This is a genomic window from Mycobacterium sp. 1245499.0 (assembly GCF_001673615.1).
GTDB classification, from domain to species: Bacteria; Actinomycetota; Actinomycetes; order Mycobacteriales; family Mycobacteriaceae; genus Mycobacterium; species Mycobacterium europaeum_A.
The window spans coordinates 1-25,718 of record NZ_LZMG01000351.1 but is presented as its reverse complement, the minus strand read 5'-3'; the positions used below and the strand labels follow the sequence as shown (position 1 = coordinate 25,718).

32 protein-coding genes and 1 pseudogene are annotated in these 25,718 nt (G+C 68.9%); 18 read left to right on the top strand and 15 right to left on the bottom strand.

Annotated elements, in window-relative coordinates:
- Window positions 1-302: ThiF family adenylyltransferase (locus A5646_RS21945; protein ID WP_369806981.1), on the top strand; the 302-nt coding region annotated here is incomplete at its 5' end.
- On the opposite strand, the pseudogene A5646_RS21940 reads toward A5646_RS21945, so the two are convergent.
- Window positions 242-859, bottom strand: a pseudogene (locus A5646_RS21940) (ThiF family adenylyltransferase); the annotation flags it as partial. The gene A5646_RS21945 and the pseudogene A5646_RS21940 sit on opposite strands and share 61 nt — an antisense overlap.
- 90 nt (window positions 860-949) lie before the next feature.
- Window positions 950-1,318 (bottom strand): DoxX family protein, encoded by a 369-nt coding sequence (locus A5646_RS21935; RefSeq protein ID WP_066867950.1) that lies wholly within the window; start codon window positions 1,316-1,318, stop codon window positions 950-952.
- Between the two features lie 105 nt (window positions 1,319-1,423).
- Here A5646_RS21935 and A5646_RS21930 point away from each other — a divergent pair, with 105 nt between their 5' ends.
- Complete coding sequence (locus A5646_RS21930) at window positions 1,424-1,819, top strand: helix-turn-helix domain-containing protein (protein WP_066881611.1); 396 nt, start codon at window positions 1,424-1,426, stop codon at window positions 1,817-1,819.
- Here A5646_RS21930 and A5646_RS21925 read toward each other — a convergent pair.
- The gene (locus A5646_RS21925; RefSeq protein WP_067024159.1) at window positions 1,791-2,930 is read right to left on the bottom strand and encodes a DUF3152 domain-containing protein; all 1,140 of its coding nucleotides are present in this window, start codon (window positions 2,928-2,930) and stop codon (window positions 1,791-1,793) included. The genes A5646_RS21930 and A5646_RS21925 overlap by 29 nt on opposite strands.
- Before the next feature lie 95 nt (window positions 2,931-3,025).
- Between A5646_RS21925 and A5646_RS21920 the strand changes: the two genes are divergently transcribed.
- Complete coding sequence (locus A5646_RS21920) at window positions 3,026-3,709, top strand: TetR/AcrR family transcriptional regulator (protein ID WP_066867944.1); 684 nt, start codon at window positions 3,026-3,028, stop codon at window positions 3,707-3,709.
- On the opposite strand, the gene A5646_RS21915 is transcribed toward A5646_RS21920, so the two are convergent.
- The gene (locus tag A5646_RS21915) at window positions 3,706-3,966 is read right to left on the bottom strand and encodes a DUF3107 domain-containing protein (RefSeq protein WP_156748803.1); all 261 of its coding nucleotides are present in this window, start codon (window positions 3,964-3,966) and stop codon (window positions 3,706-3,708) included. The two genes, A5646_RS21920 and A5646_RS21915, sit on opposite strands and share 4 nt — an antisense overlap.
- Window positions 3,967-4,184: 218 nt before the next feature.
- On the opposite strand from A5646_RS21915, the gene A5646_RS21910 reads away from it, so the two are divergent.
- Complete coding sequence (locus A5646_RS21910; RefSeq protein WP_067024150.1) at window positions 4,185-4,904, top strand: MmpS family transport accessory protein; 720 nt, start codon at window positions 4,185-4,187, stop codon at window positions 4,902-4,904.
- Window positions 4,905-4,924: 20 nt separating this feature from the next.
- Here A5646_RS21910 and A5646_RS21905 read toward each other — a convergent pair whose 3' ends face one another.
- Window positions 4,925-5,644: a ferritin-like fold-containing protein gene (locus A5646_RS21905; RefSeq protein WP_066867935.1), complete on the bottom strand. Its 720-nt coding sequence runs from the start codon at window positions 5,642-5,644 to the stop codon at window positions 4,925-4,927.
- Between the two features lie 280 nt (window positions 5,645-5,924).
- On the opposite strand from A5646_RS21905, the gene A5646_RS21900 reads away from it, so the two are divergent.
- Window positions 5,925-7,472, top strand: coding sequence for a DEAD/DEAH box helicase (locus tag A5646_RS21900; RefSeq protein WP_066867933.1), 1,548 nt, complete (start codon window positions 5,925-5,927; stop codon window positions 7,470-7,472).
- Between the two features lie 18 nt (window positions 7,473-7,490).
- Window positions 7,491-8,717, top strand: coding sequence for a hypothetical protein (locus tag A5646_RS21895; protein WP_067024147.1), 1,227 nt, complete (start codon window positions 7,491-7,493; stop codon window positions 8,715-8,717).
- A gap of 146 nt (window positions 8,718-8,863) precedes the next feature.
- Here the strand turns inward: A5646_RS21895 and A5646_RS21890 are convergent, their stop codons facing one another.
- Window positions 8,864-9,664 carry a ParA family protein gene (locus A5646_RS21890; RefSeq protein ID WP_066867980.1) on the bottom strand — a complete coding sequence of 267 codons (801 nt, stop codon included), beginning with the start codon at window positions 9,662-9,664 and terminating at the stop codon, window positions 8,864-8,866.
- Window positions 9,665-9,797: 133 nt separating this feature from the next.
- Here A5646_RS21890 and A5646_RS21885 point away from each other — a divergent pair, with 133 nt between their 5' ends.
- From A5646_RS21885 to A5646_RS21875, 3 genes are all read left to right on the top strand, one after another.
- The gene (locus tag A5646_RS21885; RefSeq protein WP_066881602.1) at window positions 9,798-10,388 is read left to right on the top strand and encodes an acid phosphatase; all 591 of its coding nucleotides are present in this window, start codon (window positions 9,798-9,800) and stop codon (window positions 10,386-10,388) included.
- A gap of 110 nt (window positions 10,389-10,498) precedes the next feature.
- Window positions 10,499-11,572 (top strand): isochorismate synthase MenF, encoded by a 1,074-nt coding sequence (locus A5646_RS21880; RefSeq protein WP_067024156.1) that lies wholly within the window; start codon window positions 10,499-10,501, stop codon window positions 11,570-11,572.
- Complete coding sequence (locus tag A5646_RS21875) at window positions 11,569-12,051, top strand: GNAT family N-acetyltransferase (RefSeq protein ID WP_066881601.1); 483 nt, start codon at window positions 11,569-11,571, stop codon at window positions 12,049-12,051. The genes A5646_RS21880 and A5646_RS21875 overlap by 4 nt, the downstream gene beginning before the upstream one ends.
- On the opposite strand, the gene A5646_RS21870 is transcribed toward A5646_RS21875, so the two are convergent.
- Window positions 12,003-12,434 (bottom strand): hypothetical protein, encoded by a 432-nt coding sequence (locus A5646_RS21870; protein ID WP_067024142.1) that lies wholly within the window; start codon window positions 12,432-12,434, stop codon window positions 12,003-12,005. The two genes, A5646_RS21875 and A5646_RS21870, sit on opposite strands and share 49 nt — an antisense overlap.
- A gap of 75 nt (window positions 12,435-12,509) precedes the next feature.
- Between A5646_RS21870 and A5646_RS21865 the strand changes: the two genes are divergently transcribed.
- Entirely contained in the window at window positions 12,510-13,475 is a 966-nt protein-coding gene (locus tag A5646_RS21865; RefSeq protein ID WP_066867921.1) for a diacylglycerol kinase family protein, read from the top strand.
- A gap of 283 nt (window positions 13,476-13,758) precedes the next feature.
- On the top strand, window positions 13,759-14,013 hold the full coding sequence (whiB1, locus tag A5646_RS21860) for a transcriptional regulator WhiB1 (protein ID WP_003874607.1): 255 nt from the start codon (window positions 13,759-13,761) through the stop codon (window positions 14,011-14,013).
- Between the two features lie 72 nt (window positions 14,014-14,085).
- On the opposite strand, the gene A5646_RS21855 is transcribed toward whiB1, so the two are convergent.
- Both A5646_RS21855 and A5646_RS21850 read right to left on the bottom strand, forming a co-directional pair.
- A complete protein-coding gene (locus tag A5646_RS21855) occupies window positions 14,086-15,585 on the bottom strand; it encodes a sensor histidine kinase (protein WP_067024140.1) in 1,500 nt (499 codons plus the stop codon).
- A gap of 50 nt (window positions 15,586-15,635) precedes the next feature.
- Window positions 15,636-15,851 carry a biotin/lipoyl-binding carrier protein gene (locus tag A5646_RS21850; RefSeq protein WP_066867974.1) on the bottom strand — a complete coding sequence of 72 codons (216 nt, stop codon included), beginning with the start codon at window positions 15,849-15,851 and terminating at the stop codon, window positions 15,636-15,638.
- A gap of 238 nt (window positions 15,852-16,089) precedes the next feature.
- Here A5646_RS21850 and A5646_RS30480 point away from each other — a divergent pair, with 238 nt between their 5' ends.
- A complete protein-coding gene (locus A5646_RS30480) occupies window positions 16,090-16,164 on the top strand; it encodes a 50S ribosomal protein bL37 (protein WP_011728008.1) in 75 nt (24 codons plus the stop codon).
- A 7-nt stretch (window positions 16,165-16,171) separates the two neighbouring features.
- On the opposite strand, the gene rsrA is transcribed toward A5646_RS30480, so the two are convergent.
- Both rsrA and A5646_RS21840 read right to left on the bottom strand, forming a co-directional pair.
- Window positions 16,172-16,486 (bottom strand): mycothiol system anti-sigma-R factor, encoded by a 315-nt coding sequence (rsrA, locus tag A5646_RS21845; RefSeq protein ID WP_066867915.1) that lies wholly within the window; start codon window positions 16,484-16,486, stop codon window positions 16,172-16,174.
- Window positions 16,483-17,145: a sigma-70 family RNA polymerase sigma factor gene (locus A5646_RS21840; protein ID WP_067024138.1), complete on the bottom strand. Its 663-nt coding sequence runs from the start codon at window positions 17,143-17,145 to the stop codon at window positions 16,483-16,485. Before A5646_RS21840 ends, rsrA begins: the two co-directional genes overlap by 4 nt.
- A 311-nt stretch (window positions 17,146-17,456) precedes the next feature.
- On the opposite strand from A5646_RS21840, the gene A5646_RS21835 reads away from it, so the two are divergent.
- Entirely contained in the window at window positions 17,457-18,305 is an 849-nt protein-coding gene (locus tag A5646_RS21835; protein ID WP_066867909.1) for an NAD(P)-dependent oxidoreductase, read from the top strand.
- A gap of 18 nt (window positions 18,306-18,323) precedes the next feature.
- Window positions 18,324-18,809 (top strand): aminoacyl-tRNA deacylase, encoded by a 486-nt coding sequence (locus tag A5646_RS21830; protein WP_067024135.1) that lies wholly within the window; start codon window positions 18,324-18,326, stop codon window positions 18,807-18,809.
- Here A5646_RS21830 and A5646_RS21825 read toward each other — a convergent pair.
- The 4 genes from A5646_RS21825 to A5646_RS21810 are packed head-to-tail and all read right to left on the bottom strand — an operon-like array spanning window position 18,796 to window position 22,982.
- Window positions 18,796-19,806, bottom strand: a complete 1,011-nt coding sequence (locus A5646_RS21825) for a zinc-binding dehydrogenase (protein WP_066877294.1) — start codon at window positions 19,804-19,806, stop codon at window positions 18,796-18,798. The genes A5646_RS21830 and A5646_RS21825 overlap by 14 nt on opposite strands.
- Window positions 19,803-20,987: a sulfotransferase gene (locus A5646_RS21820; protein ID WP_067024132.1), complete on the bottom strand. Its 1,185-nt coding sequence runs from the start codon at window positions 20,985-20,987 to the stop codon at window positions 19,803-19,805. Before A5646_RS21820 ends, A5646_RS21825 begins: the two co-directional genes overlap by 4 nt.
- 4 nt (window positions 20,988-20,991) lie before the next feature.
- Window positions 20,992-21,741 (bottom strand): SDR family NAD(P)-dependent oxidoreductase, encoded by a 750-nt coding sequence (locus tag A5646_RS21815; RefSeq protein ID WP_066877296.1) that lies wholly within the window; start codon window positions 21,739-21,741, stop codon window positions 20,992-20,994.
- Window positions 21,738-22,982, bottom strand: a complete 1,245-nt coding sequence (locus tag A5646_RS21810) for an alkyl sulfatase dimerization domain-containing protein (RefSeq protein WP_067024129.1) — start codon at window positions 22,980-22,982, stop codon at window positions 21,738-21,740. The genes A5646_RS21815 and A5646_RS21810 overlap by 4 nt, the downstream gene beginning before the upstream one ends.
- Window positions 22,983-23,046: 64 nt before the next feature.
- Between A5646_RS21810 and A5646_RS21805 the strand changes: the two genes are divergently transcribed.
- The 4 genes from A5646_RS21805 to A5646_RS21790 form a co-directional block, all read left to right on the top strand.
- Window positions 23,047-23,817 carry an SDR family NAD(P)-dependent oxidoreductase gene (locus tag A5646_RS21805; RefSeq protein ID WP_067024126.1) on the top strand — a complete coding sequence of 257 codons (771 nt, stop codon included), beginning with the start codon at window positions 23,047-23,049 and terminating at the stop codon, window positions 23,815-23,817.
- An 8-nt stretch (window positions 23,818-23,825) separates the two neighbouring features.
- Complete coding sequence (locus tag A5646_RS21800; RefSeq protein WP_066867971.1) at window positions 23,826-24,446, top strand: TetR/AcrR family transcriptional regulator; 621 nt, start codon at window positions 23,826-23,828, stop codon at window positions 24,444-24,446.
- Window positions 24,447-24,496: 50 nt separating this feature from the next.
- Window positions 24,497-24,733 carry a hypothetical protein gene (locus tag A5646_RS21795; protein WP_067024122.1) on the top strand — a complete coding sequence of 79 codons (237 nt, stop codon included), beginning with the start codon at window positions 24,497-24,499 and terminating at the stop codon, window positions 24,731-24,733.
- Between the two features lie 128 nt (window positions 24,734-24,861).
- Window positions 24,862-25,718 (top strand): 13E12 repeat family protein (locus A5646_RS21790; RefSeq protein ID WP_156765672.1); only part of this gene is annotated, 857 nt, incomplete at its 3' end.

Below are 25,718 nucleotides of genomic sequence, written 5' to 3'. Positions count from 1 at the left end.
CGTCCTGTGCCGAGGGCGGCGTGCTGGGCATCGTCTGCGCCTCCATCGCCTCGGTGATGAGCACCGAAGTGATCAAACTCATTACCGGGATCGGCGAGTCGTTGCTGGGCCGGTTGATGATCTACGACGCGTTGGAGATGACCTACCGCACCATCGCGATCCGCCGGGACCCGTCGGATTCGTCGCGGCCGAAGATCACCGGGCTCGTCGACTACGAGCAGCTGTGCGGCGTGGCGCCGGAACCCTCGGCACAGGACGGCACGGAGCCGGCCGGCGGAGGCTCGGGGTACAGGTCGCGATAGTTGAGCCCGCGTCCGTTAGGGGCGTCCTCCCAGCACACCGAGACCTGGCCCTCGAAGCGGTAGATCGATCCCCACACGTAGGGCTTTTTCGCCAGCACCGCCGCGTCGTTGGCCAGATACCGGGTGGCGAAGTTGTCGGTGCCGTCCACGACCAGGTCATAGCGGCCGAACAACGCCACGGCGTTGGTGGAATCCAGCCGGAACTCGTGCAGCCGCACGTCCACCAACGGGTTGATCGCTGCGATGGAGTCGCGCGCCGACTGCGCCTTGGACCGTCCGACGTCGGCCACCCCGTGGATGATCTGGCGCTGCAGGTTCGACTCGTCGACCACGTCGAAATCGACGATGCCGATCGTGCCCACGCCCGCGGCCGCCAGGTAGAGCAGCGTCGGCGCGCCGAGGCCACCGGCCCCGATCACCAGCACCCGGGCGTTCTTGAGGCGCTTCTGCCCGGCGAGCCCCAGGTCCGGAATGATCAGGTGCCGGCTGTAGCGGGCCACCTCGTCGCCGCTGAGGTGATCTGCGGGCGCCACCAGCGGCGGCAGCGACGTCGACACTTGCGAAACATCTCCTCGATCGGATTCTCCCCACCATCTCAGCAGGCCGACGGACCGGCGGCAATCAGGCGACGCGCGGGCCGGGTTGGCTCAGCTCACGAATCGGCCGATCGCGACGAAGGCCGCGAGCAGCAGGAGAATCACATTGATCGGCAAAGGTTGCCGCTCGTTACGGGTCAGGTGGACGCGCAGTGCCCCGATCTGGACGATGACCAGGCCGACCGCAGCGATCGGGGTCAGGATGCGGGCGATGCCGGTCGCCTCGGGCAGGATCACACCGAGCGCGCCGAGGATCTCGACCGCGCCAACGGCTTTCACGGCCGCGTCCGAGTTGTCCTTCATCCAGTCGAGCCGGCCCGTTGCCACGAGTTGCTCGCGCGGTCGAATGATCTTGAGCCCGCCCGCGGCGAGATAGACGAATGCGAGCAGGCCCTGCGCCGTCCACAGTGCGATGTTCACGAAAGTCCCCAATCCTTACCATTTGTGTGTAACCACATCGTGTGTCAGCGATGGGGCACCCACAAAAGGCACACCGATGTATGCATCCAGGAAGCAGACTTCGCTATGACGCACATCACAAAGACGACGCGGATACCCGAGGGCGGTGCGGTCCGGGAGGTGCTCGATCGCATCGGCGACAAGTGGAGTCTGCTGGTGATCGGCACGCTGCGCGGCGGACCGATGCGGTTCGGCGGGTTGGCGGAGGCCGTGGCGGGCATTTCGCAACGGATGCTCACCGTGACGCTCAAACACCTGGTCGAAGACGGCCTGGTCGAGCGCACGGCCTACGCCGAAGTGCCGCCGCGAGTGGAATACGAGTTGACCGAGCTCGGGCGAACGCTGCTACCGCTGGTGATCTCCCTCGCCGAGTGGGCGATGGCGCACCGCGACGAGATCAATGCCAACCGCAGCGGTAGCAAGCGGCGGTCGGTCAGGCGATCGGGTACGGCCAGGGATTGAACCGGCAGGTCTTGCCGTCGGCCTTGACGACGTCGGGGTCGAACTGCGCGGCGTCGTTGTTCGACGTAGAGAACGTCTGCTGCATCATCACCGGCGCCAGGGCGTTCTGCTGCTCGCAGGGCTCGTGGTGCAGGTATCCGATGGCGTGGCCGACCTCGTGGTTGATCACGTACTGCCGGTAGGAGCCGATGTCACCTTCGAACGGCACGGCTCCCCGTACCCAGCGCGCTTCGTTGATGAACACCCGCGCCTCCCGGTTGGCACCGAATACCGGGTTGTAGCAAGAGGTTTCGAGCCGGAATTCATAGCCGCACCCTTCGCGCACCGTCACCGGCGAGACCAGCGAGATCCGAAAGTCGGGTTTGGCCCCACTGGTTCCGTCGATCCGGATGAACGCGAACTGCGGGTTGTGCGTCCAGCCCTTCGGATTGGCCAGCGTCTGGTCGACCATCTGGGCGAAGGCGTCGTCGCCGCCGAACATCGTCGGGTCGATGCCGTTCTCCACTTCGACGGTGTACCTGAACACCTTGGCGGTGCCCTGCCCGATCTGTGGCGTGGCGCCCGGCACGACGTGCCAGGTCTTGTCGCCCGCTTCAGTGAACGGGCCGCCGTCCGGCAGGGTCCCGGCCGGCAGGTTGGCGTCGAATGCGGCCAGCCCGCGCGGCGGGGCGTCGATGATCGTGGTGCCCACCGCGCCGATGGCCGGCGGGCTCTGGATGGGTTTGTTGGCCGTCGGCATGGGGGCGCCGGTGCCCGTCACCGTCTGGTACATCACCACCGCGGTGAGCACCACCAGGACGGGCAGGGCGTACGCGCGCCACCCGTAGGTGGAGACGAAGCGGCCCAGCCAGGTCTGCTTGCGCCATTGTCGCGGCCGTTCACGGTCGGCCCGGGGTCGTCCGGCTTCCCGCGCGATCGGGTCGCGCAGCGCCCGCAGCGGCTCTCGCCACTCGTCGCGTAGCACCGGCACGCGACCGGTGCCGCGTGGGGGCCGCGGGGACGTCATTTCCCCAGGATTACACAGGCAGGCACCGCCGCCGCCGGTGGCGCGCCCGAATCCACCGTCCGACACCGCTTCTGCCAGCGGCGACGACGGCGATGACGGTCGCATCGACCGGTCGGGTAGTAAGGTCTCTTCCACGGGCTGCGAGCGGTTGGCCCCCATTTTCCGAGAGGGCCGGCCGCCGACAATCAGATGAGGACTCGATGAGCGAACTCGCCAAAGTGCCGGCGCGGCGCGCCGTCAGATCGGCTGACCGCGGTCGGCCGGACGGGGCCGCGGTTTCCAACCGGCGAGGCAACCGGTTGCCCCGCGACGAGCGGCGCGGCCAATTGCTCATCGTGGCCAGCGACGTGTTCGTCGACCGCGGCTACCACGCGGCCGGCATGGACGAGATCGCCGACCGCGCCGGAGTTAGCAAACCCGTTCTGTATCAACACTTCTCGAGCAAGCTCGAGCTGTACCTCGCGGTGCTGGCGCGGCACGTGGAGAACCTGGTCTCGGGTGTTCAGCAGGCGCTGAGCACCACCACCGACAACCGGCGCCGGTTGCACTCCGCGGTGCAGGCCTTCTTCGATTTCATCGAGCACGACAGTCAGGGTTACCGGCTGATCTTCGAGAACGATTACGTCACCGAACCCGAAGTGGCCGCCCAGGTGCGCGTCGCCACCGAATCCTGCATCGACGCGGTGTTCGCGTTGATCAGCGAGGATTCGGGGCTGGACCCGCACCGGGCCCGGATGATCGCGGTCGGTCTGGTCGGAATCAGCGTCGACTGCGCCAGGTACTGGCTGGATTCCGACCGCCCGATCTCCAAGGCGGACGCGGTCGACGGCACCGTGCAGTTCGCCTGGGGCGGGCTGTCACACGTGCCGCTTACCCGCTCCTAGCGCGCCTTGCCGGCGTGTTTGCCGGTTTCGGCGCTGATCCCGAAGCCCACCCGGCGCGCGTCGGCGGCGCCGATCTCCACGTAGGCGATCTTGGCGGTGTGAATCAGGAAGCGGCGGCCCCGCTCGTCGCTCAGCCGCAGCAGGCCCGACGGATCGCTCAGTGCGGCGCTGACCAGATCTTCGACCTCGGCGGGCGTCTGGGCGCTGGCAAGGACCAGCTCGCGCGGACTATCCGTGATACCGATCTTGACCTCCACGGTCACCCCTTCCATGGGTCTTGCAGTCATTCCGCAGCTCTTGAAGTCCCGGCCCTGTCAGCAGCAGGCTAGTGGACGCGGCCGACCCCCACCTCGTCGCATCCCCACACTTCGCGGTCAGCGAAACCGGTCGCGGCCCGATAACGATTCGCTCTCAGGTTGTCTCACCCACCCGCGCGATACCCGATCCGTGTTTTCCCATGGCTAACTTCGGCACCATGGGTACCACGTTGCCGCACCTTGACGACAGGATCCGGGCATACCCCGACGACGACGACGTTGACGACGCCTGCGATACCGATCCCTACCTGAACGCCGACTACAACTGGACGGGCTGGCCCGCCGACTCGCGCTGGCGCCCCGCCACCGCGATCGTCGGCGCGGTGGTGGCCCTGGGCGCCATCGCCACCGCCGTCATCATCAACAGCGGCGACAGCGCGTCCACCAAGGCCACGCTGGGCGCCCCGGCTCCCCACCCGGTGACCTCGGCACCCGCGACCACCAAGGCGTCCGTGCCGCCCAGTTCGTCCCCGGCCCCCGCGCAGTTACCGGCCGAAACCTTCACGACGGTCACCACGCCCAGCGCCGCGCCCACCGCGCCGCCGGGGGCGGCCGCGCCCACCGTCGCGCCGCCGCTCGCCGCGGCACCGCCGACGGCCGCGGTCGATCCGCGCACCGTCGTCTACAGCGTGAACGGAACCAAGCAGCTGCTGGACCTGGTGAACATCGTCTACACCGACGCGCGCGGCGTGCCGCAGACCGAGTTCAACGTGTCGCTGCCCTGGTCGAAGGTGGTGGTGCTGAACCCGGGTGTGGAAACCGAATCCGTGGTGGCGACCAGCTTCTACGGTCGGCTCAGCTGCTCGATCTTCAACGCCGCCGGTCAGCGGGTGATCGCCTCGGCCAACACCTCGAACATGGCGACCTGCGCGCGCTGAGTTAGCTGAGTTTGATGGCCTCAGCTCAGGCCGAGTTCGTGCATGCGCCGGTCGTGCGTCTGCTGCATCCGGTCGAAGAAGGCGTTGAGCTGGCCCAGCCCGCCGGCGCCGGCCATCACCAGGTCCACCAGCTCGTCGTGGTCGGCCAGCAGGTACTGGGCCTGGGTGATCGCTTCGCCGAACAGGCGGCGTGACCACAGCGCCAGCCGGCTGCGCTGCTTGCCGCTGGACGTCACGGCGGCGCGCACCTCGGCGACGACGAACTGCGAGTGCCCCGTTTCCGACAGCGCCGCGCGCACCACGTCGGCAACCTCGTCGGGCAGCCGGTCGGCGATCTCCAGGTACAGATCGGCCGCCAGGGCGTCGCCGACATACGTTTTCACCAAGGCCTCCAGCCACGTGCTGGGCATGGTCAGCCGGTGGTAGTTCTCCAGCGCAGAGACGTATTTCGACATCGCCGACACCACGTCGACGCCGCGGCTTTCCAGCGCGTCGCGCAGCTGCTCGTAGTGCTGCATCTCGGCGGCGGCCATGCTCGCCATCGATATCCGTCCGCGCAGGTCAGGGGCCATCCGCGCCTCGTCGGTGAGCCGGTAAAACGCGGCGATCTCGCCGTAGGCCAGGACCGCGAACAGCTCGTTGACACCCGGGTGATCGGCCGACAACCGCGGGGCGGGTGAATCGTCGATTCGGTCGTCGGCCAGATCGGTTTCGGAGGGCTCGCAGGAGGGCCGGGTCATGGCAACACTGTAGTCGGCTGACGTAGCGCGAAATGGGAGCCAGCTGTCGACCAGCTATCATGTAGGTAGATGGCGGCTGTATTCATGCCAGATTTTGTTTTTCAAGCCGCTATCGGCGAAATGTGCGTGCACAGCTGGCCCGCCCTAACTGGGCCCTCCCAGACTGAGCCAGGGCCGGCGACTCGGCGACGTATTCGGAGTCGGAACTCGTGCGCGCGTGACCGCGACAGAGAAATACCGACACAACCCGATACGTCACCGAAAGGCTACTTACCCACGCATGACTGCACCCACCAGCACAACTGAACTGACCCCCCAACCGACATTTGCGCAACTCGGCGTCCGCGACGAAATCGTGCGCGCCCTCGCCGAAAAAGGGATCGAAAGCCCTTTCGCCATCCAAGAACTGACCCTGCCCATGGCGCTCGCCGGCGACGATCTGATCGGCCAGGCCCGCACCGGCATGGGCAAGACCTTCGCCTTCGGCGTGCCGCTGCTGCAGCGCATCACCGCCGGCACCGCCGCCCGCCCGCTCAACGGCACCCCGCGGGCGCTGATCGTGGTGCCCACCCGGGAGCTGTGCCTGCAGGTCACCGATGACCTGACACTGGCGGCCAAGCACCTGACCGCCGATGAGGGCCGACCGCTGTCGGTGGTGCCGATCTACGGCGGTCGCCCCTACGAACCGCAGATCGAGGCGCTGCGCGCCGGCGCCGACGTCGTGGTGGGCACCCCGGGCCGGCTGCTCGACCTGAGCCAACAGAACCACCTGCAACTGGGCGGGCTGTCGGTGCTGGTGCTCGACGAGGCCGACGAGATGCTCGACCTCGGCTTTTTGCCCGACATCGAGCGGATCCTGCGCCAGATCCCGACCGACCGGCAGTCGATGCTGTTCTCGGCGACCATGCCGGACCCGATCATCACGCTGGCCCGCACCTTCATGAACCAACCCACCCACATCCGGGCCGAAGCGCCGCACTCGGCGGCCACCCACGACACCACCGTCCAGTACGTCTACCGGGCGCACGCCCTGGACAAGGTCGAACTGGTCAGCCGCGTGCTGCAGGCCGAGGGCCGCGGCGCGACGATGATCTTCACCCGCACCAAGCGCACCGCGCAAAAGGTGGCCGACGAGCTGGCCGAGCGCGGTTTCGCGGTGGGCGCGGTGCACGGCGATCTGGGGCAGGTCGCCCGCGAGAAGGCGCTGAAGGCCTTCCGGTCCGGGGAGATCGACGTGCTGGTCGCCACCGACGTCGCCGCCCGCGGTATCGACATCGATGACATCACCCACGTCATCAACTACCAGATCCCCGAGGACGAGCAGGCCTACGTGCACCGCATCGGCCGCACCGGCCGCGCCGGCAAGACCGGTATCGCGGTCACCCTGGTGGACTGGGACGAGCTGCCCCGCTGGGCGCTGATCGACAAGGCGCTGGGGCTGGATTCCCCCGAGCCCGCCGAGACCTACTCCAACTCTCCGCATCTGCGCGCCGAGCTGAACATCCCCGCCGAGGCCGCCGGCAGAGTGGGCGCCGCCCGCAAGCCGCAGGGCCAGCGCCGCAGCGGCGACCGCGACGGCACGAAGCCGGAGCAGAATTCGGAAAGGCCCGCGCGCCGCTCCGGCACCCGGCGGCGCACCCGCGGCGGCCAGCCCGTCGCCGCGCACCCGTCGGGCAATGGTGCGGCCAGCAGCAACGGCGACGCCGCCGCGGAAACGCCGGCCGGCTCGCCCCCGGGCAACGCCGGCTCCACCCGGCGCCGCCGCCGGCGTCGCAAGCCCGCCGAAGGCCAAGCCGCCACCGCGGCCGCCGCCCCGCAGAGCAACTAACAACACCCGCACCGCCGCATGGTCAGACCCGAGCGTCGCACCAAGGGCGACCTGCTCGCCGCCGCGGCCATCGCGGTCGCGGTCGCCGCGGTCGCGGCATTGATCTGGTGGACCAGCGACGCCCGGGCCACCACCAGCCGACCCGCGGCCGTCCCCGCACCCAACCCGACCCCGGCCAAGCAGGTGCCGGCCGGCCTCAAGCAGCTGTGGAGCGCCGCGAGTCCGGCCACCACGGCCCCGGTGGTCGCGGGCGGGGAGGTCGTCACGGGTGCGGGCCGCCGGATCGACGGGCGCGATCCCGACAACGGCCAGTCCCGCTGGAGCTACGCGCGCGACATCGACCTGTGCGGGGTCACCTGGTTGTACCGCTACGCCGTCGGGGTCTACCGCGACGAGCGCGGCTGCGGGCAGGTCAGCACCCTGGACGGCTCCACCGGTCGCCGGGGGCCGGCCCGCAGCGGTTACGCCGATCCGCGGGTGCGGCTGTCCTCCGACGGCATGACGGTGTTGTCGGCCGGTGACACCCGGCTGGAACTGTGGCGCTCGGACATGGTCCGGATGCTGGTGTACGGCGAGACCGACGCGCGGGTGAAGCCGTCGACGCGCGGACTGCACTCCGGTTGCCGACTGATCTCGGCCGCGGCCAGCTCGCAGGCGGTCTCGGCGCTGGAGAGCTGCGCGAACCAGGCCGACCTGCGGTTGGTGCTGCTGCGCCCGGGCAAGGACGACGACGAACCGCAGCAACACCTGGTCGCCGAGCCGGGCATCGCGCCGGATTCGGGCGCCCGGGTGCTGGCCGTCGCGGAGAACACCACCGCGGTGTACCTGCCGGCGCCGCAGCCCCGGGTCGACGTGATCGACGAAACCGGCGCCACCGTGTCGAGCACCCCGCTGCCCAAGCCGCCGTCGCGCACGTCGGCCGTTTCCCACCCCGGCAGCCTGATCACCTGGTGGACCGGCGATTCGCTGATGGTCTTCGACGCGAACACCGTGGCGCTGCGCTACACCATCGCCGCGGGCGACAAGACGGCGCCGTTGGGGCCCGGCGTGATGATGGCGGGCCGGCTACTGGTGCCGGTCACCGGCGCGATCGGCGTCTACGACCCGCTCAGCGGCGCCAACGAACGCTACATTCCGGTCGACCGCTCGAGAAGCGTCCCGCCGGACGGCAAACCGGTGTTCCCGGCCGTGATCGGGTCCCGGGTCCTCGAGCAGCGCGGCGACACGCTGGTCGCGCTGGGCTGACCGCGGCCGCAGCTCTTGCCGTCGAGTGTGAATCGTTGGCCTTCGGTGTGGATCCGCGGCGGCGACACGCCGATCGGGCCCGCCGCCAGTGCACAGTCAACGCCGTCAGCTCACACTCAAAGCCGCGCTGGGCTGACCCCGGCCGCTTACACCTCGACGGTGAACGTCGGCAGCGGCTTGCCGCTCTTCCAGTGCTTGAGCAACGCTTGCGCCAGCTCGCCGTAGGCCACCGCGCCCTTATTCTTGCGGCCGGCCATCACCGACGAGCCCGAGGCGCTGGCCTCGGCGAACCGCACGGTCCGCGGGATCGGCGGGGCCAGCACCGGCAGGCTGTAGCGATCGGCGACGTCGAGCAGCACGTCGCGGGTGTGGGTGGTGCGCGAGTCGTACAGCGTCGGCAGGGCGCCGAGCAGGCGCAGCTCCGGGTTGGTGATCTGCTGGACGTCGGCGACGGTGCGCAGGAACTGGCCGACCCCGCGATGCGCGAGGGTCTCGCATTGCAGCGGCACGATGACCTCGTCGGCGGCGGTCAGCCCGTTGAGGGTGAGCACGCCCAGCGACGGCGGGCAGTCGATGATCACCACGTCGAAGTCGTCGCCGAGTTTGGCCAGCGCGCGCTTGAGCGCGTATTCGCGGCCGGCCCGCATCAGCAGCATCGCTTCGGCGCCGGCCAGGTCGATGTTGGCCGGCATCAGCGTCATTCCCTCGGCCGTCTCGACCAGGGCGGCGTTGGGCTCGACGTCGCCGAGCAGCACCTCGTGCACGGAGACCGGCAGCTTGTCGGGGTCTTGCCCCAGCGAGAAGGTCAGGCAGCCCTGCGGATCGAGGTCGACCAGCAGCACCCGCTTGTTCTCGTCCACCAACGCCGCCCCTAGCGACGCGACCGTGGTCGTCTTGGCGACACCGCCCTTTTGGTTGGCCACCGCCAATACCCGTGTCTTACTCACCGGCGCCGCCACCTCATCGCTGTCTCCCCACCTGCCTCGTCGCGTGCGGTTTACAGTGCCATCCTGGCATGTTCGCCCGCCGTGCGCTCCGGCCTGAGCAACCACCGCGAGTCGTCCGGCAGAATCGGTCGATATGGGCTTGCACAATCACCGTCTGGTGCTGCTGCGCCACGGCGAGACCGAGTGGTCGAAATCCGGCCAGCACACCGGCCGCACCGAGGTCGAGCTGACCGAGGCCGGCCGTACGCAGGCCGAGCTGGCCGGCGGGGTGCTCGCCGAGCTCAAACTCGTTGACCCGCTGGTGATCAGCAGCCCGAGGCAGCGGTCGCTGACCACCGCGCAGCTGGCCGGGCTGACCGTCGACGAGGTGACCGAGCTGCTGGCCGAGTGGGACTACGGCTCGTACGAGGGCCTGACCACGGAGCAGATCCAGGAGACGGTGCCCGATTGGCTGGTGTGGACGCACGGCTGTCCGGCCGGTGAGACGGTCGCGCAGGTCAGTGAGCGCGCCGACGCCGCCGTCGCGACCGCGCTGGAGAACATGCAAGCGCGCGACGTGGTCTTCGTCAGCCACGGTCATTTCTCCCGCGCGGTCATCACCCGCTGGGTCGAACTGCCGCTCGTGGAGGGTAGCCGCTTCGGCATGATCACCGCGTCGGTCGCGGTCTGCGGTTTCGAACACGGGGTGCGCCAGCTGCGGGCGCTCGGATTGACCGGTCAGTGAATCGCGAAGACGACGATGCGCGCCGCGCGGCGGCGCGAGACGGGGGTCCCCCCAGCCGCGAAGCGGCTAAGGGGCGAGTCGAGCAGCACAATCACGAACCGCCGTTCGCGCTGTGCGGGCCGACGCGGACCCTGATTGCCGACGGGGCGCGGCACCGCTACCGCGACGTGGGCGCCGCGCAGGCCGCGCTGCGATCGGGTGAGGCGCCGATTGTGTTGGGGGCGTTACCTTTTGACGTCACGCGCCCGGCCGCGCTGCTGGCACCCGAGGCGGTGACCGCCACCGATGGGCCGCCGGACTGGCCGGCCGGCGCGCTGCCGCCGGTGCGGGTGGCGCGAGCCATTCCGGCGCCGCCCGACTACCGGGACCGGATCCGCCGGGCGTGCGAGCAGCTCGCCGCGGACGACAACCCGCTGCACAAGGTGGTGCTGGCGCGGGCCCTGCGGCTGGTCGCCGACGCCCCGTTGGACGCCCGGGTGATTCTCCGCCGGCTCATCGCCGCGGACCCGGCGGCCTACGGCTACCTGGTCGATTTGAGCGCCGCCGGCGAGGAGTATGCCGGTGCGGCGCTGGTGGGTGCCAGCCCCGAACTCCTGGTGGCGCGCCGCGGCGACCATGTCGAGTGCCGGCCGTTCGCCGGCTCGGCCCCGCGCGCCGCCGACCCGGACGCCGACGCCGCCAACGGCGCCGCGCTGGCCGCCTCGGCGAAGAACCGGCACGAGCACCAGCTGGTTATCGAGAACATCAGGACCGCCCTGGAACCGCTGTGCGACGAGCTGTCGATCGCGGCCGAGCCGCAGCTGAGCAGCACCGCCGCGGTCTGGCATCTGTGCACGCCGATCGCCGGCCGGCTGCGTGAAACATCAACGACCGCAATCGATCTGGCGCTGGCTCTGCATCCCACCCCGGCGGTCGGCGGGGTGCCGACCAAGGCCGCGATGCGGCTGATCGCCGAACTGGAGGGCGACCGCGGGTTCTACGCCGGGGCGGTGGGCTGGTGTGATGCCCGCGGCGACGGCCGCTGGGTGGTGTCGCTGCGCTGCGCGCAGCTGTCGGCCGACCGGCGCGTCGCGCTGGCCCGGGCCGGTGGCGGTATCGTCGCCGAGTCCGACCCCGACGACGAAGTCGCCGAGACGACAACGAAATTCGGCACGATCCTCAACGCCCTGGGAGTCGAGCGATGAGCCCAAACATCCGGCGGGCGTCGCAGCGGGACGCGGCCGCCATCACCGAAATGATCTACGCGCTGGCCGAATTCGAGCACGCCGTCGATCAGTGCACGGTGACCGAATCACAAATCGCGGCAGCCCTTTTCGGTGACCCACCGACGGTGTACGGGCATGTGGCCGAGGTGGACGGCGAGATCGCGGCGATGGCGCTGTGGTTCGTCAACTTCTCCACCTGGGACGGGGTGGCGGGCATCTACCTGGAAGACCTGTTCGTGCGGCCGCAGTTCCGCAGGCGCGGGCTGGCCCGCGCGCTGCTGGCCGCGCTGGCCGCCGAATGCGTGCAGCGGGGCTACACGCGGCTGTCCTGGGCGGTACTGAACTGGAACGCCGACGCCATCACGCTCTACGACGGGATCGGCGGGCAGCCGCAGAACGAATGGACGACCTACCGGCTGTCCGGGGCGTCGTTGGCGCGACTGGCGGAATCGCCCTGAGCGCCGGCGGCCCAGCGCACGGCGGCGGGGCTGAACAGCAATCCCAGCACGACCAGCGCCACGCCGCCCGCCGGAATCCCGAACCCCGGTTGGTGTGACCCGACGGCCAGGTACCAGGCCACCGGCAACAGCAGCAGCTGGGTGATCACGGCCAGCCCGCGGCCCCAGCGCCTGCCGCGGATCAGCGCGCGGCCCGCGGCGATCACGGCGGCACCGACCAGGACGAACCAGCCCGCCGTCGCCAGGCCGTTGACCACCTGCTGATCGGCTCCGGCGATCCCGCGAACCACCAACACCACCGCCACGATCAGCGCCGCAACCCCCTGCAGCACAACGATCAGGCCCGCGCGGCGAACGGCGGTCGGGGTGGCTGGCGGCGTCACAGCGTCAGCGTAGTCAGGGCGGCCGCCCGTTCCCCCACAGCGTGGCCTTAGGCGGCCCGCCTAAGCTCGTGCTTCATGCGGGCCGTGCTGATCGTCAATCCCACAGCAACTTCCACCACTCCGGCCGCGCGCGATCTGCTGGCCCACGCGCTGAAAAGCCGCCTGCAGCTCAGCGTCGAGCACACCAACCATCGGGGTCACGGCACCGAACTCGCGCAGAAGGCCGTGGCCGACGGTGCCGACCTGGTGGTCGTGCACGGCGGCGACGGCACCGTGAGCGGGGTGGTCAACGGCCTGCTGGGCCCGCCCGGGCCGCTGCCCGGCGGACCGGTGCCCGCGGTCGCCGTGGTTCCCGGCGGGTCGGCCAATGTGCTGGCGCGGTCCCTGGGCATCTCCACGGATCCGGTCGCGGCCACCAACCAGCTGATCCAGCTGCTCGACGACTACCAGCGGCGCGCCATCTGGCGGCGGATCGGCCTGATCGACTGCGGCGAGCGCTGGGCGGTGTTCAACACCGGCATGGGCGTCGACGCCGAGGTGGTGGCCGCGGTCGAGGCCGAGCGGAACAAGGGCGGCAAAGTTTCGGCATGGCGCTACATCCGCGCCGCGGTGCCCGCCGTCTGGGCCTACACCCGCCGCGACCCGATGCTGACGCTCGAACTTCCCGGCCGCGAACCCATCACCGGGGTGAGCTTCGCCTTCGTGTCGAACTCGAGCCCGTGGACGTTCGCCAACGAACGGCCGGTGTGGACCAACCCCGGCTGCAGCTTCGAGTCGGGCCTGGGGGTGTTCGCCCCTACCACCATGAAGCCGATCCCGACCCTGCGAATCGTGCGGCAGATGTTCGCCAAACGGCCCGCATTCAACTTCAAGCACCTCATCACCGAGGACGACCTGCCGAGCGTGCGAGTTACCTCGACCGGGGGCGCGGTCGCGTGCCAGTTCGACGGCGATTACCTCGGCGTGCGCGAAACCATGACGTTCAAAGCCGTCCCGGACGCGCTGGCCGTGGTCGCCCCTCCGCAACAGAAACGGCACTGAGCTGCGGTAATGCGATGCAGCGACCCGGGTGTGGGGAAAATTACCGGTCAAGTGGCCCATGGAGTGTAGTACAACGGAGTAAGGGCTTGGCTACGAGTTGATCAAAGTGAGATAGCCCACGAGCGAACTCACACTATTGACATCTGTTGAGCCTGTGAAACGATCAAAAGGTTGCATGCAGAAATTTACGCAGGAGTCCGGACTCCTTTTCTTCTGCACGCGTTAAACAGCCGAAGAAAATGGCCGTGCGCCTTGCTGCGCACTCAGTGAGGAGTAAAGACGTATGGATTGGCGCCACAAGGCGGTCTGTCGTGACGAAGACCCGGAGCTGTTCTTCCCGGTAGGGAACAGCGGCCCGGCGCTCGCGCAGATCGCTGACGCGAAACTGGTCTGTAATCGGTGCCCGGTGACCACAGAGTGCCTCGGTTGGGCCCTGAACACGGGCCAGGACTCGGGCGTCTGGGGCGGCATGAGCGAAGACGAGCGGCGCGCACTGAAGCGTCGCAACGCCCGGACCAAGGCCCGCAGCGGGGTTTAACCCAGATAACGCAAACCGTGCGGCCTCGACGAAAGTCGGGGCCGCACCTTTGCGTGCGGGTGCGCCGCGCGCCTACAACAGCAAACGGGTGCGCCGGCCGATCGGCACCCTCAGCACCACATCGGTGCCACGGGCGGGCGCCTGACGCATGCCCAGGGTGCCGTCCAGCTCGGCCGACACCAGGGTCCGCACGATCTGCAGCCCCAGGCTGTCGGAGGTCTCCAGGCTGAATCCTTCCGGCAGCCCGCGACCGTCGTCGTGCACCACCACGTCGAGCCAGCGCGCCGAACGCTCGGCGCGGATCGTCACCGAGCCCTCCTCGACCGCCGGGTCGAAGGCGTGTTCGATGGCGTTCTGCACGAGTTCGGTGATCACCATGATCAGCGCGGTGGCCCGGTCGGAGTCCAGCACGCCCAGGTCGCCGACCCGGTTGATGCGGATCGGCCGGTCCACGGACGCAACGTCATTCATGATCGGCAGGATCCGGTCGATCACCTCGTCGAGGTTGACCTGCTCGTCCACCGACATCGACAGCGCGTCGTGCACCAAGGCGATGGACGACACCCGGCGCACCGACTCGATCAGGGCCTCGCGCCCCTCGGCGTTGACCGTCCGGCGGGCCTGCAGACGCAACAGCGCCGCCACGGTCTGCAGGTTGTTCTTCACCCGGTGGTGGATTTCCCGGATGGTGGCGTCCTTGGAGATCAGGGCCCGGTCGCGGCGCTTGACCTCGGTGACGTCGCGGATCAGCACCGCCGCGCCGGCGCTGGCCCCGTCGACCATCAACGGCAGCGTGCGCAGCAGCACGGTGGCTCCCCCGGCGTCGACCTCCATGCGCATGCTGCGCCCGCCGGCGACCAGATCGCGCACGTGCTCGGCCACCTCCTGCGCCTCGAACGGGTCGGAAATCAGCGGGCGGGTGACCTCGATGAGGTTGTGCCCCTCCAGCTCGGTGGTCAGGCCCATCCGGTGATACGCCGACAGCGCGTTGGGGCTGGCGTAGGCGACGACGCCGTGCACGTCGAGGCGGATGAAGCCGTCGCCGGCCCGCGGGGTCGAGCGCGACATCACCACGTCCCCGACGTCGGGGAAGGTCCCCTCGGCGAGCATGTGGACCAGATCGGTCGCGCACTCGCGGTAGGCGATCTCCAGCTGACCCGACGCACGGTCGGCGGCCAGCGCGGTCTGATGGTGGGTCAGCACCGCCACCACCTTGCCGCCGTAGCGCACCGGCGACGCCTCGACATGGGTGCCCGGCAGCCACGAATCTTCCTGTCCCGCAGCGTCATTCCGCTTCGCGGTGCCCGACGCGAACGTCTCGGCCACCAGCGCCAGCCGGTCGGAGTCCACGGCGGTGCCCACCGCATCCGTCAGTAGCGCCGTGGGTGCGGTGTTCGGCCGGCACTGCGCCACACACACCAGCACGCCATCGTCGCGCCGCACCCACATCAGGTAGTCGGCGAAGGACAAATCGGCCAGCAGCTGCCACTCCCCGACCACGGCGTGCAGATGGTCCACCGCGTTGCCCGGCAGCATCGTGTGTTCGGCGAGCAGATCACCGAGAGTTGACATTGCTTACTCCCCGGGTCGTTCCCCGGCGGCTGATCGAAGGGGCCGGACGGCTAGCTGATGACCGCGATGAGGTCGCCCGCCTGAATGACGTCGCCCACCGACACGCTGACCTTGCTGACGGTGCCGCCGACCTCGGCCAGGACGGGGATCTCCATCTTCATCGACTCCAGCAGCACCACGACGTCGCCTTTGCCGATCTGGTCACCCTCGTTGACAACGACTTCGAGCACGCTGGCCACGATCTCGGCGCGCACATCCTCCGCCATCTTCACCCCACTCGTCTCGGCCTTCGCGCAGGCTGGCCGCTGGTTCATCACGGTTCTCTCGGGCCCATCAGGCTCGGATACATCGAACCACAGGACCCGTCGGGACCGCGGCACACGGCCCCCCGACAGGCCCCGACGAGGGCGAAGACACTGCACAGGACGTTCCATGAGAGAATGGTCGACAAGCCAACGGGCGCCGGGCGCCTGGTTTGACAAGCAATCACGGAGGTTTTCCATCATGGCCAAACGTGGCCGGAAGAAGCGCGACCGCAAGCACAGCAAGGCCAACCACGGCAAGCGGCCCAACGCCTAAAGGGACGCTACTGCGAACCCCGGATGATCGTGGTGCGGCGGATCTCGAGCCGTAACCGCTCACGCAATCCCTCGGGGGCCTTCTCGCCCCTGCACTTGGTGGCGATCAACGCCTTGATCCGCTCTTCGAGCCCATAGTGCTTGAAGCAGCCGGGGCACGCCTCGAGGTGCTTGCGTAACTGCTCGCGGGTGTCTGGGCCGCATTCACCGTCGAGCAGCAGCCAGACCTGGCGGATCACCTCCGCGCAGCCGACGCTGCCATGGGACTCGTCGTTGGGGCAGGCGTCGGGCGAAGCACCGCCCTGGCCGGAGAACTCGCTCATGACGACACCTCCTCGTGCGTCTGCTGACCGCGGTTGAAGCCCCGCTCCTTGGCGACGTCGGCCAATAGGCCGCGCAGCTGCCGTCGGCCGCGGTGCAGCCGTGACATTACCGTTCCAATGGGCGTATCCATGATCTCGGCGATTTCCTTGTACGGGAAACCTTCGACGTCGGCGTAATAGACCGCCATCCGGAATTCCTCCGGCAATGCCGCCAGCGCCTCTTTGATCTCCGAGTCAGGCAGCGCCTCGAGGGCCTCGACCTCGGCCGAGCGCAGCCCAGTCGACGAGTGCTCGGCGTTGGAGGCCAGCTGCCAGTCGGTGATCTCCTCGGTCGGATACTCCGCGGGCTGGCGCTGCTTCTTGCGGTAGCTGTTGATATAGGTGTTGGTCAAGATCCGGTACAGCCACGCCTTGAGATTGGTGCCGGCCCGAAACGAGCGGAAGCCCGCATAGGCCTTCACCATGGTCTCTTGCAGCAGGTCCTCGGCGTCGGCGGGATTGCGCGTCATGCGCAACGCGCCGCCGTACAGCTGGTCGAGCAGGGGAATCGCGTCGCGTTCGAATCGCGCCGTTAATTCCGCGTCCGTCTCTTCGTGCGCTGCGGGCTCGGGAATCTCGGGCCCCGTCACGCCATCGCGGCCATCGTCAGAGTCGGCCATGTCGATAAACCCGGTCCCTTCTGCGGCGGTGTCACCGGAGGCCACCGAAGGCGCCACCGGACTCGCAAGGAAGCCAGCCAACAGCTCCTCGCCTAACAGGCTCGTCGCCGTTGACACCACGCTGCTCCTCCCAATCTAAAGGCTGACCCCGACACCGTCCGTCCGGGTCCGCTGCACCGCATGTGAGACCGATTGGATCAACAGCGTGCGCGACCCCGCTATTTCCGCAGCGCGATCGGCCCGGTGGCGGTGCCGGCCGACCCGATCGGACCCCGATCCGGCCGATTCGGGCGTGGCGTTAGTGTGACGCCATGTCCCTGAACGGCAAGACCATGTTCATCTCCGGCGCCAGCCGCGGTATCGGCCTGGCCATCGCCAAGCGTGCGGCACAGGACGGTGCCAACATCGCGCTGATCGCCAAGACCGCCGAGCCGCACCCGAAGCTGCCGGGAACGGTGTTCACCGCGGCCAAGGAGCTCGAGGAAGCCGGCGGACAGGCCCTGCCGATCGTCGGGGACGTCCGCGACCCGGAGTCGGTGGAGGCGGCCGTGGCCAAGACCGTCGAGCAGTTCGGCGGCATCGACATCTGCGTCAACAATGCGTCGGCGATCAACCTGGGATCCATCACCGAGGTGCCGATGAAGCGGTTCGACCTGATGAACGGCATCCAGGTGCGCGGCACCTACGCCGTTTCCCAGGCGTGTATCCCGCACCTGAAAGGCCGGGAGAACCCGCACATCCTGACGCTGTCGCCGCCGGTGCTGCTGGGCCAGGAGTGGCTGAAGCCGACGGCGTACATGATGGCCAAGTTCGGTATGACGCTGTGCGCGTTGGGCATCGCGCAGGAGATGCGCGAGGAGGGCATCGCCTCGAACACGCTGTGGCCGCGCACGCTGGTGGCCACCGCCGCGGTGCAGAACCTGCTGGGCGGCGACGAGGCGATGGGACGCGCCCGCAAGCCCGAGATCTACTCCGACGCGGCCTACGTCGTCCTCAACAAGCCGTCCAAGGAGTTCACCGGCAACATGCTGTTGTGCGAGGACGTGCTGGTGGATTCCGGCGTCACCGACCTTTCGGTCTACGACTGCATCCCTGGCTCGAAGCTGGGCGTCGACTTCTGGGTGGATGGCGTCAACCCGCCGGGATACACCGGCCCCTAGCAGCCCTGAGGCATTACGGTGGCCGCCACACCGGGCATCGCCGCTTTGGTGAAAGCCGGTGTGGCGCACCAGGTTCTGACCTTCGATCACGATCCGCGGGCGCAGTCGTTCGGTGCCCAGGCGGTCGAAGCGCTCACCGCGGCGGCCGGCATCGAACCGGGACAGATCTACAAGACCCTCGTCATCACGGTGCCGAACGGATTGGCGGTCGCGATCGTGCCCGCGACCGCGCGCCTGTCGCTGAAGGCGGCCGCCGCGGCGCTGGGGGTCGCCAAGGCGGCCATGGCCGAGACTGCGGTCGCCGAGCGGAGCACCGGTTACGTCGTCGGTGCGGTCTCGCCGTTCGGCCAGCGCCGGCGACTGCCGACGGTCGTGGACTCCAGCGCGCTGCGCTGGGAGCGGCTGTTCTGCAGTGCCGGCCGTCGGGGCTGGGAGGTCGCGGTGGCGCCGCAGGACCTGATCCGCCTCACCGGCGCGGTCACCGCCGACATCAGCCGAACGTGACGACCACCTTGTCCGCGGCCCCCGGGGTGTGCGCCAGTTCGAGCGCCTCGCCGACGTTGTCGAACGGGATGGTGTGGCTGACGATCAGCGCGTATTTCTCCCAGTTCGCGACGAGATCCTTGGTCACCTCGAAGATCTCGTCGGGGTAGCCCATGGAGCCGAGGATGGTGATCTCGTTGCTCATCACGTTGACGAACTCGACGGGTACCGGTTCCTTGTGCACGCCAACGATTCCCAGCGTCGCGCCCCGCTGTGCGGCGGCCAGCGCGGTGTTGACGACGGCGGGCACACCGGCGGCGTCGAGGTAGATGTCGGTCCCGGCCTTGCCTGGAAACATCGATTCGCCCTCGCCGTGCAGTTCGATCAGGCGCGCCACCACGTCCTCGTCGGCCGAGTTGATGACGGCGTCGGCGCCGATCCGCAGCGCCTTGTCCAGCCGCCCGGGGATCAGGTCCACAACGACGACGTGGTAGACGCCAAGGGATTTGAAGGCAAGCACGGCGCCCAGCCCGATGGGCCCGGCCCCGAACACGACGACCTTGTCCGTCGGTTTGGGCCGGCAGCGGTTGGCGCCGTGGCGCGCGACGGCCATGGGTTCGTTGAGCGCGGCCACCTCCCACGGGATGTGATCCGGGATCACCTCGAGACTCGTTCCGCGAACCGCGTTTTCGATCAACAGGTAGTCGGCGAGTGCCCCGCTGGCCCCGCCGTTGCCGATGATGCCGCTGGGCGCGGCCATCGGGTTGATGACGACGTGATCGCCGACGGTAAGCCCACTCACCTGCGCACCGACCTCGACGACCTCACCGGCCGGCTCGTGCCCGAGCGGGGTGTGCCCCTGGCGCGGCGGGATGCCGCCGATGGTGATGTAGAACGCGTCCGAACCGCAGATGCCGCAGGCGCGCATCCGCACCAGGACGTCGCGGGGCCCGACGGTGGGCCGTTCGGTGTCGAGGACCTCCGCTTTGCCCGGTCCGGTGACCACGGATGCTTTCACGGTGTGCCCTCCAGCTCGATGTCGAAGGTGTCGAGATACTCGGCGAAGACCGGCGCCAGCGCTTCGACGCTCAACCCGTACTCATCAAGGCGATAGGCGTTGAGCGCGAACCGATCCTGCGGGTGCGCGGCGAGCCAATTGCGCATGCGGGCTTCGGTTTCGGCGGTCAGGGGTTCATCGGCCCACTCGTAGATGCGCCGCATCACGTCCATCGGGTCGCGCATCATCTCGTGGTAGTACATGTGGAAGAACCGCTCGTCGCCGATGCGGTCGCGCGCCCGCAGCGGGCGGTCGACGTGGTAGCGCAGCTGCCACATCGCGAGCCGGCCCATCTCGGTCTGGTCCAGCAGCTCGGTGTTCATCACCAGGCTCTGCGGCAACCGCCACAGGTTGCACAGCGACCCGGTCGCCTTGTACGGATCGCGGTGCGCCCAGATCAGCCGGGCGGCGGGAAACACCTTCAGCAGCGCCTCGATGTGCACCGAGTGCGACGGCATCTTCAGGCTCCAGTTGCCCGGCGCGGTGGACTGCAGCACCTGCAGGTAGCGCTTCTGGTATTCGTAGGTGCTGCTCATGTCGGCCTCGTCGAACAGCCAGCGCGCGTAACGGCCCGTCGGCAGGAACGAGTCCCAGGACAGGCCCTTGAAATCCTGGTTGTGGATGAACATGTCCTCGGTCGGACCGTCGGCGTCTTCCCAGTGCGGCAGCGGCATTTTCGCCTGCGTCACCATCTCGAGGATCTTGCGCTGCTCCTCCAGCAGGGCCAGGCAGCGCGGATCGGTGCGCAGCGTGTCGACGCCGGCGGGCGGTATGGGATCCACGCACTGCCAGTGCAACAGCGATCGCCGGGCCGGGTCCTGGTCGAGCAGGTAGCTGATGACCGTGGTTCCGGTGCGGGGCATGCCGAGCACGATCAGGGGCCGCTCGACGGGCGCGTCCAGCACCTCGGGGTGCGCCTGGATGTAGCCGTGCACCTGCATGCGCCGCCCCAGCGCGTTGGTGGCGTCGTCGAGCACCCGTTCGCGCCCGAACGGGGTGAACACCGGCGAGGTGTTGACCTCGTCGAGGATGAGCTGCAGTCCCGCGCGCCATGAGTCCGAGTCGATTTCGGTGAGGCCGGTGCGCCCCGCCGCCAGCTTGAAGACGTCGTCGGCGGTCGCGAGGTTGTCGAAGTCGCTCATGGCTCTAGACCGTCAGGTATCCGCCGTCGACGGCGATGGTGCTGCCGGTGATGTAGGAGGCGGCATCGGTACACAAGAACAGCGCCGCACCCGCGCAGTCCTGGGGCGTGCCGGGCCTGCCCAGCGGGGTGTGGAAGCCGATCTCGACGTCCATCACCTCGGGAATCCCCATGGCGGGGTGGGTCATTCGGGTGTCGATGAGCCCGGGCGCGATGGCGTTGACCCGGATGCCGTCATTGGCCCATCGGCGCGACAGGTTCATCGTCAGGGCGATCAGGCCCATCTTCGACGAGGCGTAGCCCGGGACGAAGACCGCCGAGCGGAACGCGGACATCGAGACGACGCTGACGACGCTCGCGCCGCCGGGGGCCTGGCTGGACTTGAGGCGCTCATGACAGCGCATGGTCAGCCGCATCGGGCCCAGCATGTTCTGCGTCACCGACGCGACGTAGCCGTCCGGGTCGTATTCGTCGCCCGCGGGATAGGGGCCGCCCGCGTTGTTGACCAGGATGTCCAGGTCGCCCAGCGAATCAGCGAGCGCGTCAACGGATTTCGGATCCTGGATCTGGCACTGACGGTAGGTGAATGCGCTCAGCTCCGTCTCGGGATACTCCGCGGCCGACCCGCGGGTCCCGGTCACGGTGACGGCGGCCCCGGCGTCGGCGAACGCGGCGGCGATCGCGTTGCCGATGCCACTGGTGCCACCGGTCACCAGCACGTGGGCGCCGGTGAAATCGAAGTTGACGGTGTTCATTCGGTCGTCCTCAATTCGTTGATCGACTTGGTGAGCCAGGCCTTTTCCCAGAAGTTGCCGGTATCGGCCAGCAGCGCCTCGTGGGCGTCGGCGGCAGCCGCCCGCGCACCGGCATGCAGCGGCTGGGCGGCCAGGATCAGGTCGGTGAGGTGGATGGCCTGCACCGGCCGTCCGGCGGTCAGGTGAGCCCGCGCCGCGTCCACGAGCACGTCGGCGCCGGCGGCGCTGACCACGTCGGCGGCCACCGAATCCGCTGGCACGCCGTATAGTTCGGTGGTCGAGCGGTGCCGGAACCATCCGGTGTACATCTCCCAGATCGCCCGCACGTTCCAAGACGTCTTGCCGTAGCCTTCGCCGATGTCGAGGTGCTCGGGGACCTTGACCTCGCGCATCGCGGTGTGAATGTCCGCGCCGGAGTTCATCAGCTCGGCGGTGCGGTCGTGCACGGCCTGCATCCCGTCCCGCATCGCGGTGACCTCCTCGGCGATGCGATCGGCGCCCTCGATGGGGTCGAAGTGGCCGGTGATCAGCCGCCGCGGCCCGTAGTCCAGCACGGTGTTCAGCGATTCGATGTAGAGGATCGGGTCGCGGTACCGGTCGCCGCGGATGGTCATCAGGTTCGGCACATGACCGAACAGCGGCCCGAACAGGTTGCCGGTGAACAGGATTCGATCCTCGGGCAGCCACACCACCAGCGCGTCGGTGGTCTCGCCGCCGGGCGTCCACGCCAGTTCGAACGTGCGCCCGCCGACCGTGAGGGTGTGGCGCTGGTCGAAGGTCGTGGTCGGCTCCGGAAACGAGAAGTCGATGGTGGCGGGGTCGATGGTCTTGAAGTGCTCGAGCATCGCGTCGGAGAACTTTCCGAAGGCGAACGACGTCTTGGGCATGCGGTAACCCATCAGCAGCGTGTTGTCGTCGCGCCAGTACCGGTAGTTGCGATGCATCACCACTTGGGTGTCCGCGTCGCGCAGCGTGTGCACCCCGCCCCAGTGGTCGGCGTGGCCCTGGGTGACGACGATCGCCCGGGTCGGGCCGGCCACGTCGGCAAAGGCCTTGCGATGCAACGGTCCTTCGAAGACCAACCCGCCGTTGACGATGACCCGTCCGTCGCCGGTGGCCACCGCATACGAATTGGAGACGCCCGGCGACATCCAGACGCCGTCGCCCAGGGCCTGCGCGGGAGTGTCCGTCGCCGCCGAAAGGTCGCTCGCCCCGGGGCGCTCGCGATGAATCCCTGCCATGACTGGCGATCCTCTACAGTTCTAGAGGTAAAGTCAATAACCTCGTCTCGGGAAGGAGGCGCTCATGACACTGCGCGGGCTGGCCGACAAGGTGGCCGTCGTCGTCGGCGGCGCCACCGGCCTCGGTGCGGCCACGGCCGCCCGGCTGGGCGAGGAGGGTTGCCGGGTGGTGATCGGTGACGTCGCCGTCGACGCCGCGCAGCGCACGGCCGCGCGCATCGCCGCCGCCGGCGGGACGGCGACCCCCGTGGCGTTCGACCTGGCCGACCCGGCGTCGGTCGCCGGCCTGATCGATTCCGCGGCAACGACTTACGGCGGAGTGGATCTGCTGTTCAACGTCGGCGCCGACATGGGCACCATCCGCGCCGACACCGACGTCGTCGACATCGACTTCGCCGTGTGGGACCGGGTGATGGCGGTGAGCCTGCGCGGGTATGTGGCGGCCATGAAATGCGCGATCCCGGAAATGCTCAAGCGCGGCGGCGGGGCGATCGTCAACATGTCCTCGGCGGCGGCGTTCCAGGGCGAGCCCGCGCGCCCGGCCTATGCCACCGCGAAGGCCGGCATCGGCGCGCTCACCCGACACGTCGCGTCGCGATGGGGCAAGGACAACATCCGGTGCAACGCGGTCGCGCCCGGGTTCACCGCGACCGAGGCCATCCGTGCGGTGCCGCAATGGCCGGACCTACAGGTCGCCGCACTCAAGCGCATCCGCGGCCCCCGCGTCGGCGAGCCGGGCGACGTCGCCGCGTTGGTCGCGTTCCTGCTGTCCGACGAGGGTGAATGGATCAACGGTCAGGTCGTCAACATCGACGGCGGCACGGTGCTGCGCTGAGGATGGAGATGGCCACCGACAGATCGCGCAGACGCAACGGCGACGCACGCCGTCGCGACCTGTGCGATGCCGCCATCCGGGTGCTGGCCGAGCACGGCTCGCGCGGGCTGACGCACGGTCAGGTGGACCGCGTCGCCGGCGTCCCCGAGGGCACCACGTCGTACTACTACCGCACCCGCGCCGCCCTGCTGCGCGGCGTCGGCAAGCGCGTCGCGGAGATCGATGTAGCCAACCTGCAGTCGGTGATCGACGAGCCGGTCGATCCGCTGTCGCCGTTCGCTCATTTGGCGCGGCTCACCATGATTCAGGCCAGCGGGGACGGGTTGATGCTCAATAGGGCGCGCCACGAACTGCTGCTCGGGGCCGCCCGCGATCCCGGTCTGGCCGAGACGTCGCAGGTGTTCGTCGCGCGGATCAACGCCATGGCCCACGACGCCATCGCCCACCTGCAGCCCGACACCCGTGACCCGGCGCTGCTCGACGCGCAGACCACCGCCGTCACCACGTTCATCGCCGGTGTCTTCACCCGGTTGGCCGCCGGCGACCGCAACGTCGGGGACGCCGAGCAACTCGGCCGGTTACTGGAGGCCGTGGCCACCGCGGTGGCGCTCGCGGCCCAGCGAAGTTGAGTTCCTGCGAAAACCACTCCCCGGCCCTCGATTCCGCATACCGTTGCCCGATGGACATCAAGCGTTTTGCCGCCGCGACTCTGCTGGCGATGGCCGGGCTGCTGACAATCGGTGTGGGCGTCAGCGGCGCCGACACGATCCAGACCGAGGGCAACTACCCCACGCGGGAGGCGTGTCAGGACGCCGGCCCGGGCGTGAAGGCCACGACCCCGGGCAGCTGGAACAACTTCTGGTGCATTCCGGACCGTAACGTCAACGGCAACTGGAAGTTGGTGCTCAGCAACTGATTCGGCGCCGTCGGTCGAGTCCATCGATTTCGGATACTGGAAACGCATATCGAAATCACTTGTGCCACTGTGGTTTCAGTAGTCCCTGGGCGCCGATTTTTGTCGGTGGTCCTCGCTAGTTTGGCGGTGTGAGTGATCAGCAGGATGTCGAGGCGGCGTTCGACGCGCTCGATGCCGCCTGGGATCGCGTGTGCGCGCTGAACGTCGATGCGCTGAAGCCCCGGCAACAGTTGGCGGTGTTGGCGCGCTGCGAAAAGCAGCGCCGGCGCATCCCAGCCGTCGAGCACCCCGTGATCAATTCCCTGGCCCGCCAAGCACCCTCCCCGGAACTCGGCGCCACGGTGGTCCACGCCATCGCCGAGGCGACGCTGATCAGCCGCGCTGAAGCCGCCCGCCGCCTCAACGAGGCGCGCGATTTGGGCCCGCGCCACGGCCTGACCGGCGAACCGCTGGGCCCGATGCTGCCCGCCACCGCCGCCGGACAACGCCGGGGCGAGCTGGGCGCGGGCCAGGTGGCGGTGATCCGCAAGTTCTACCACCAGCTGCCCGGCTGGATCGACATGCCGACCCGCGAGCGGGCCGAAGCGCGGCTGGCCACCGAGGGCAGCCGGTTTCGCCCCGAACAACTCGCCGGGTTGGCCCGCACCCTGGCCGACTGCCTCAACCCCGACGGCACCTACACCGACGACGACCGCGCGCGGGCGCGTGGTCTGACCCTGGGCAACCAGCAGGCCGACGGCATGTCGCCGTTGCGCGGCTGGCTCACCCCCGAAGCCCGCGCCACCCTGGAAGCCGTCCTAGCCAAACTCGCCGCCCCCGGCATGTGCAACCCCGACGACGACACGCCCTGTGTGGACGGCGCACCCACCCAAGACGCCATCGAGCGCGACCCACGCTCGGCCGCCCAACGCCAGCACGACGGACTCAACGCCGCACTGCGCGGCGTGCTGGCCTCCGGGAACCTGGGTCAGCACAACGGGTTACC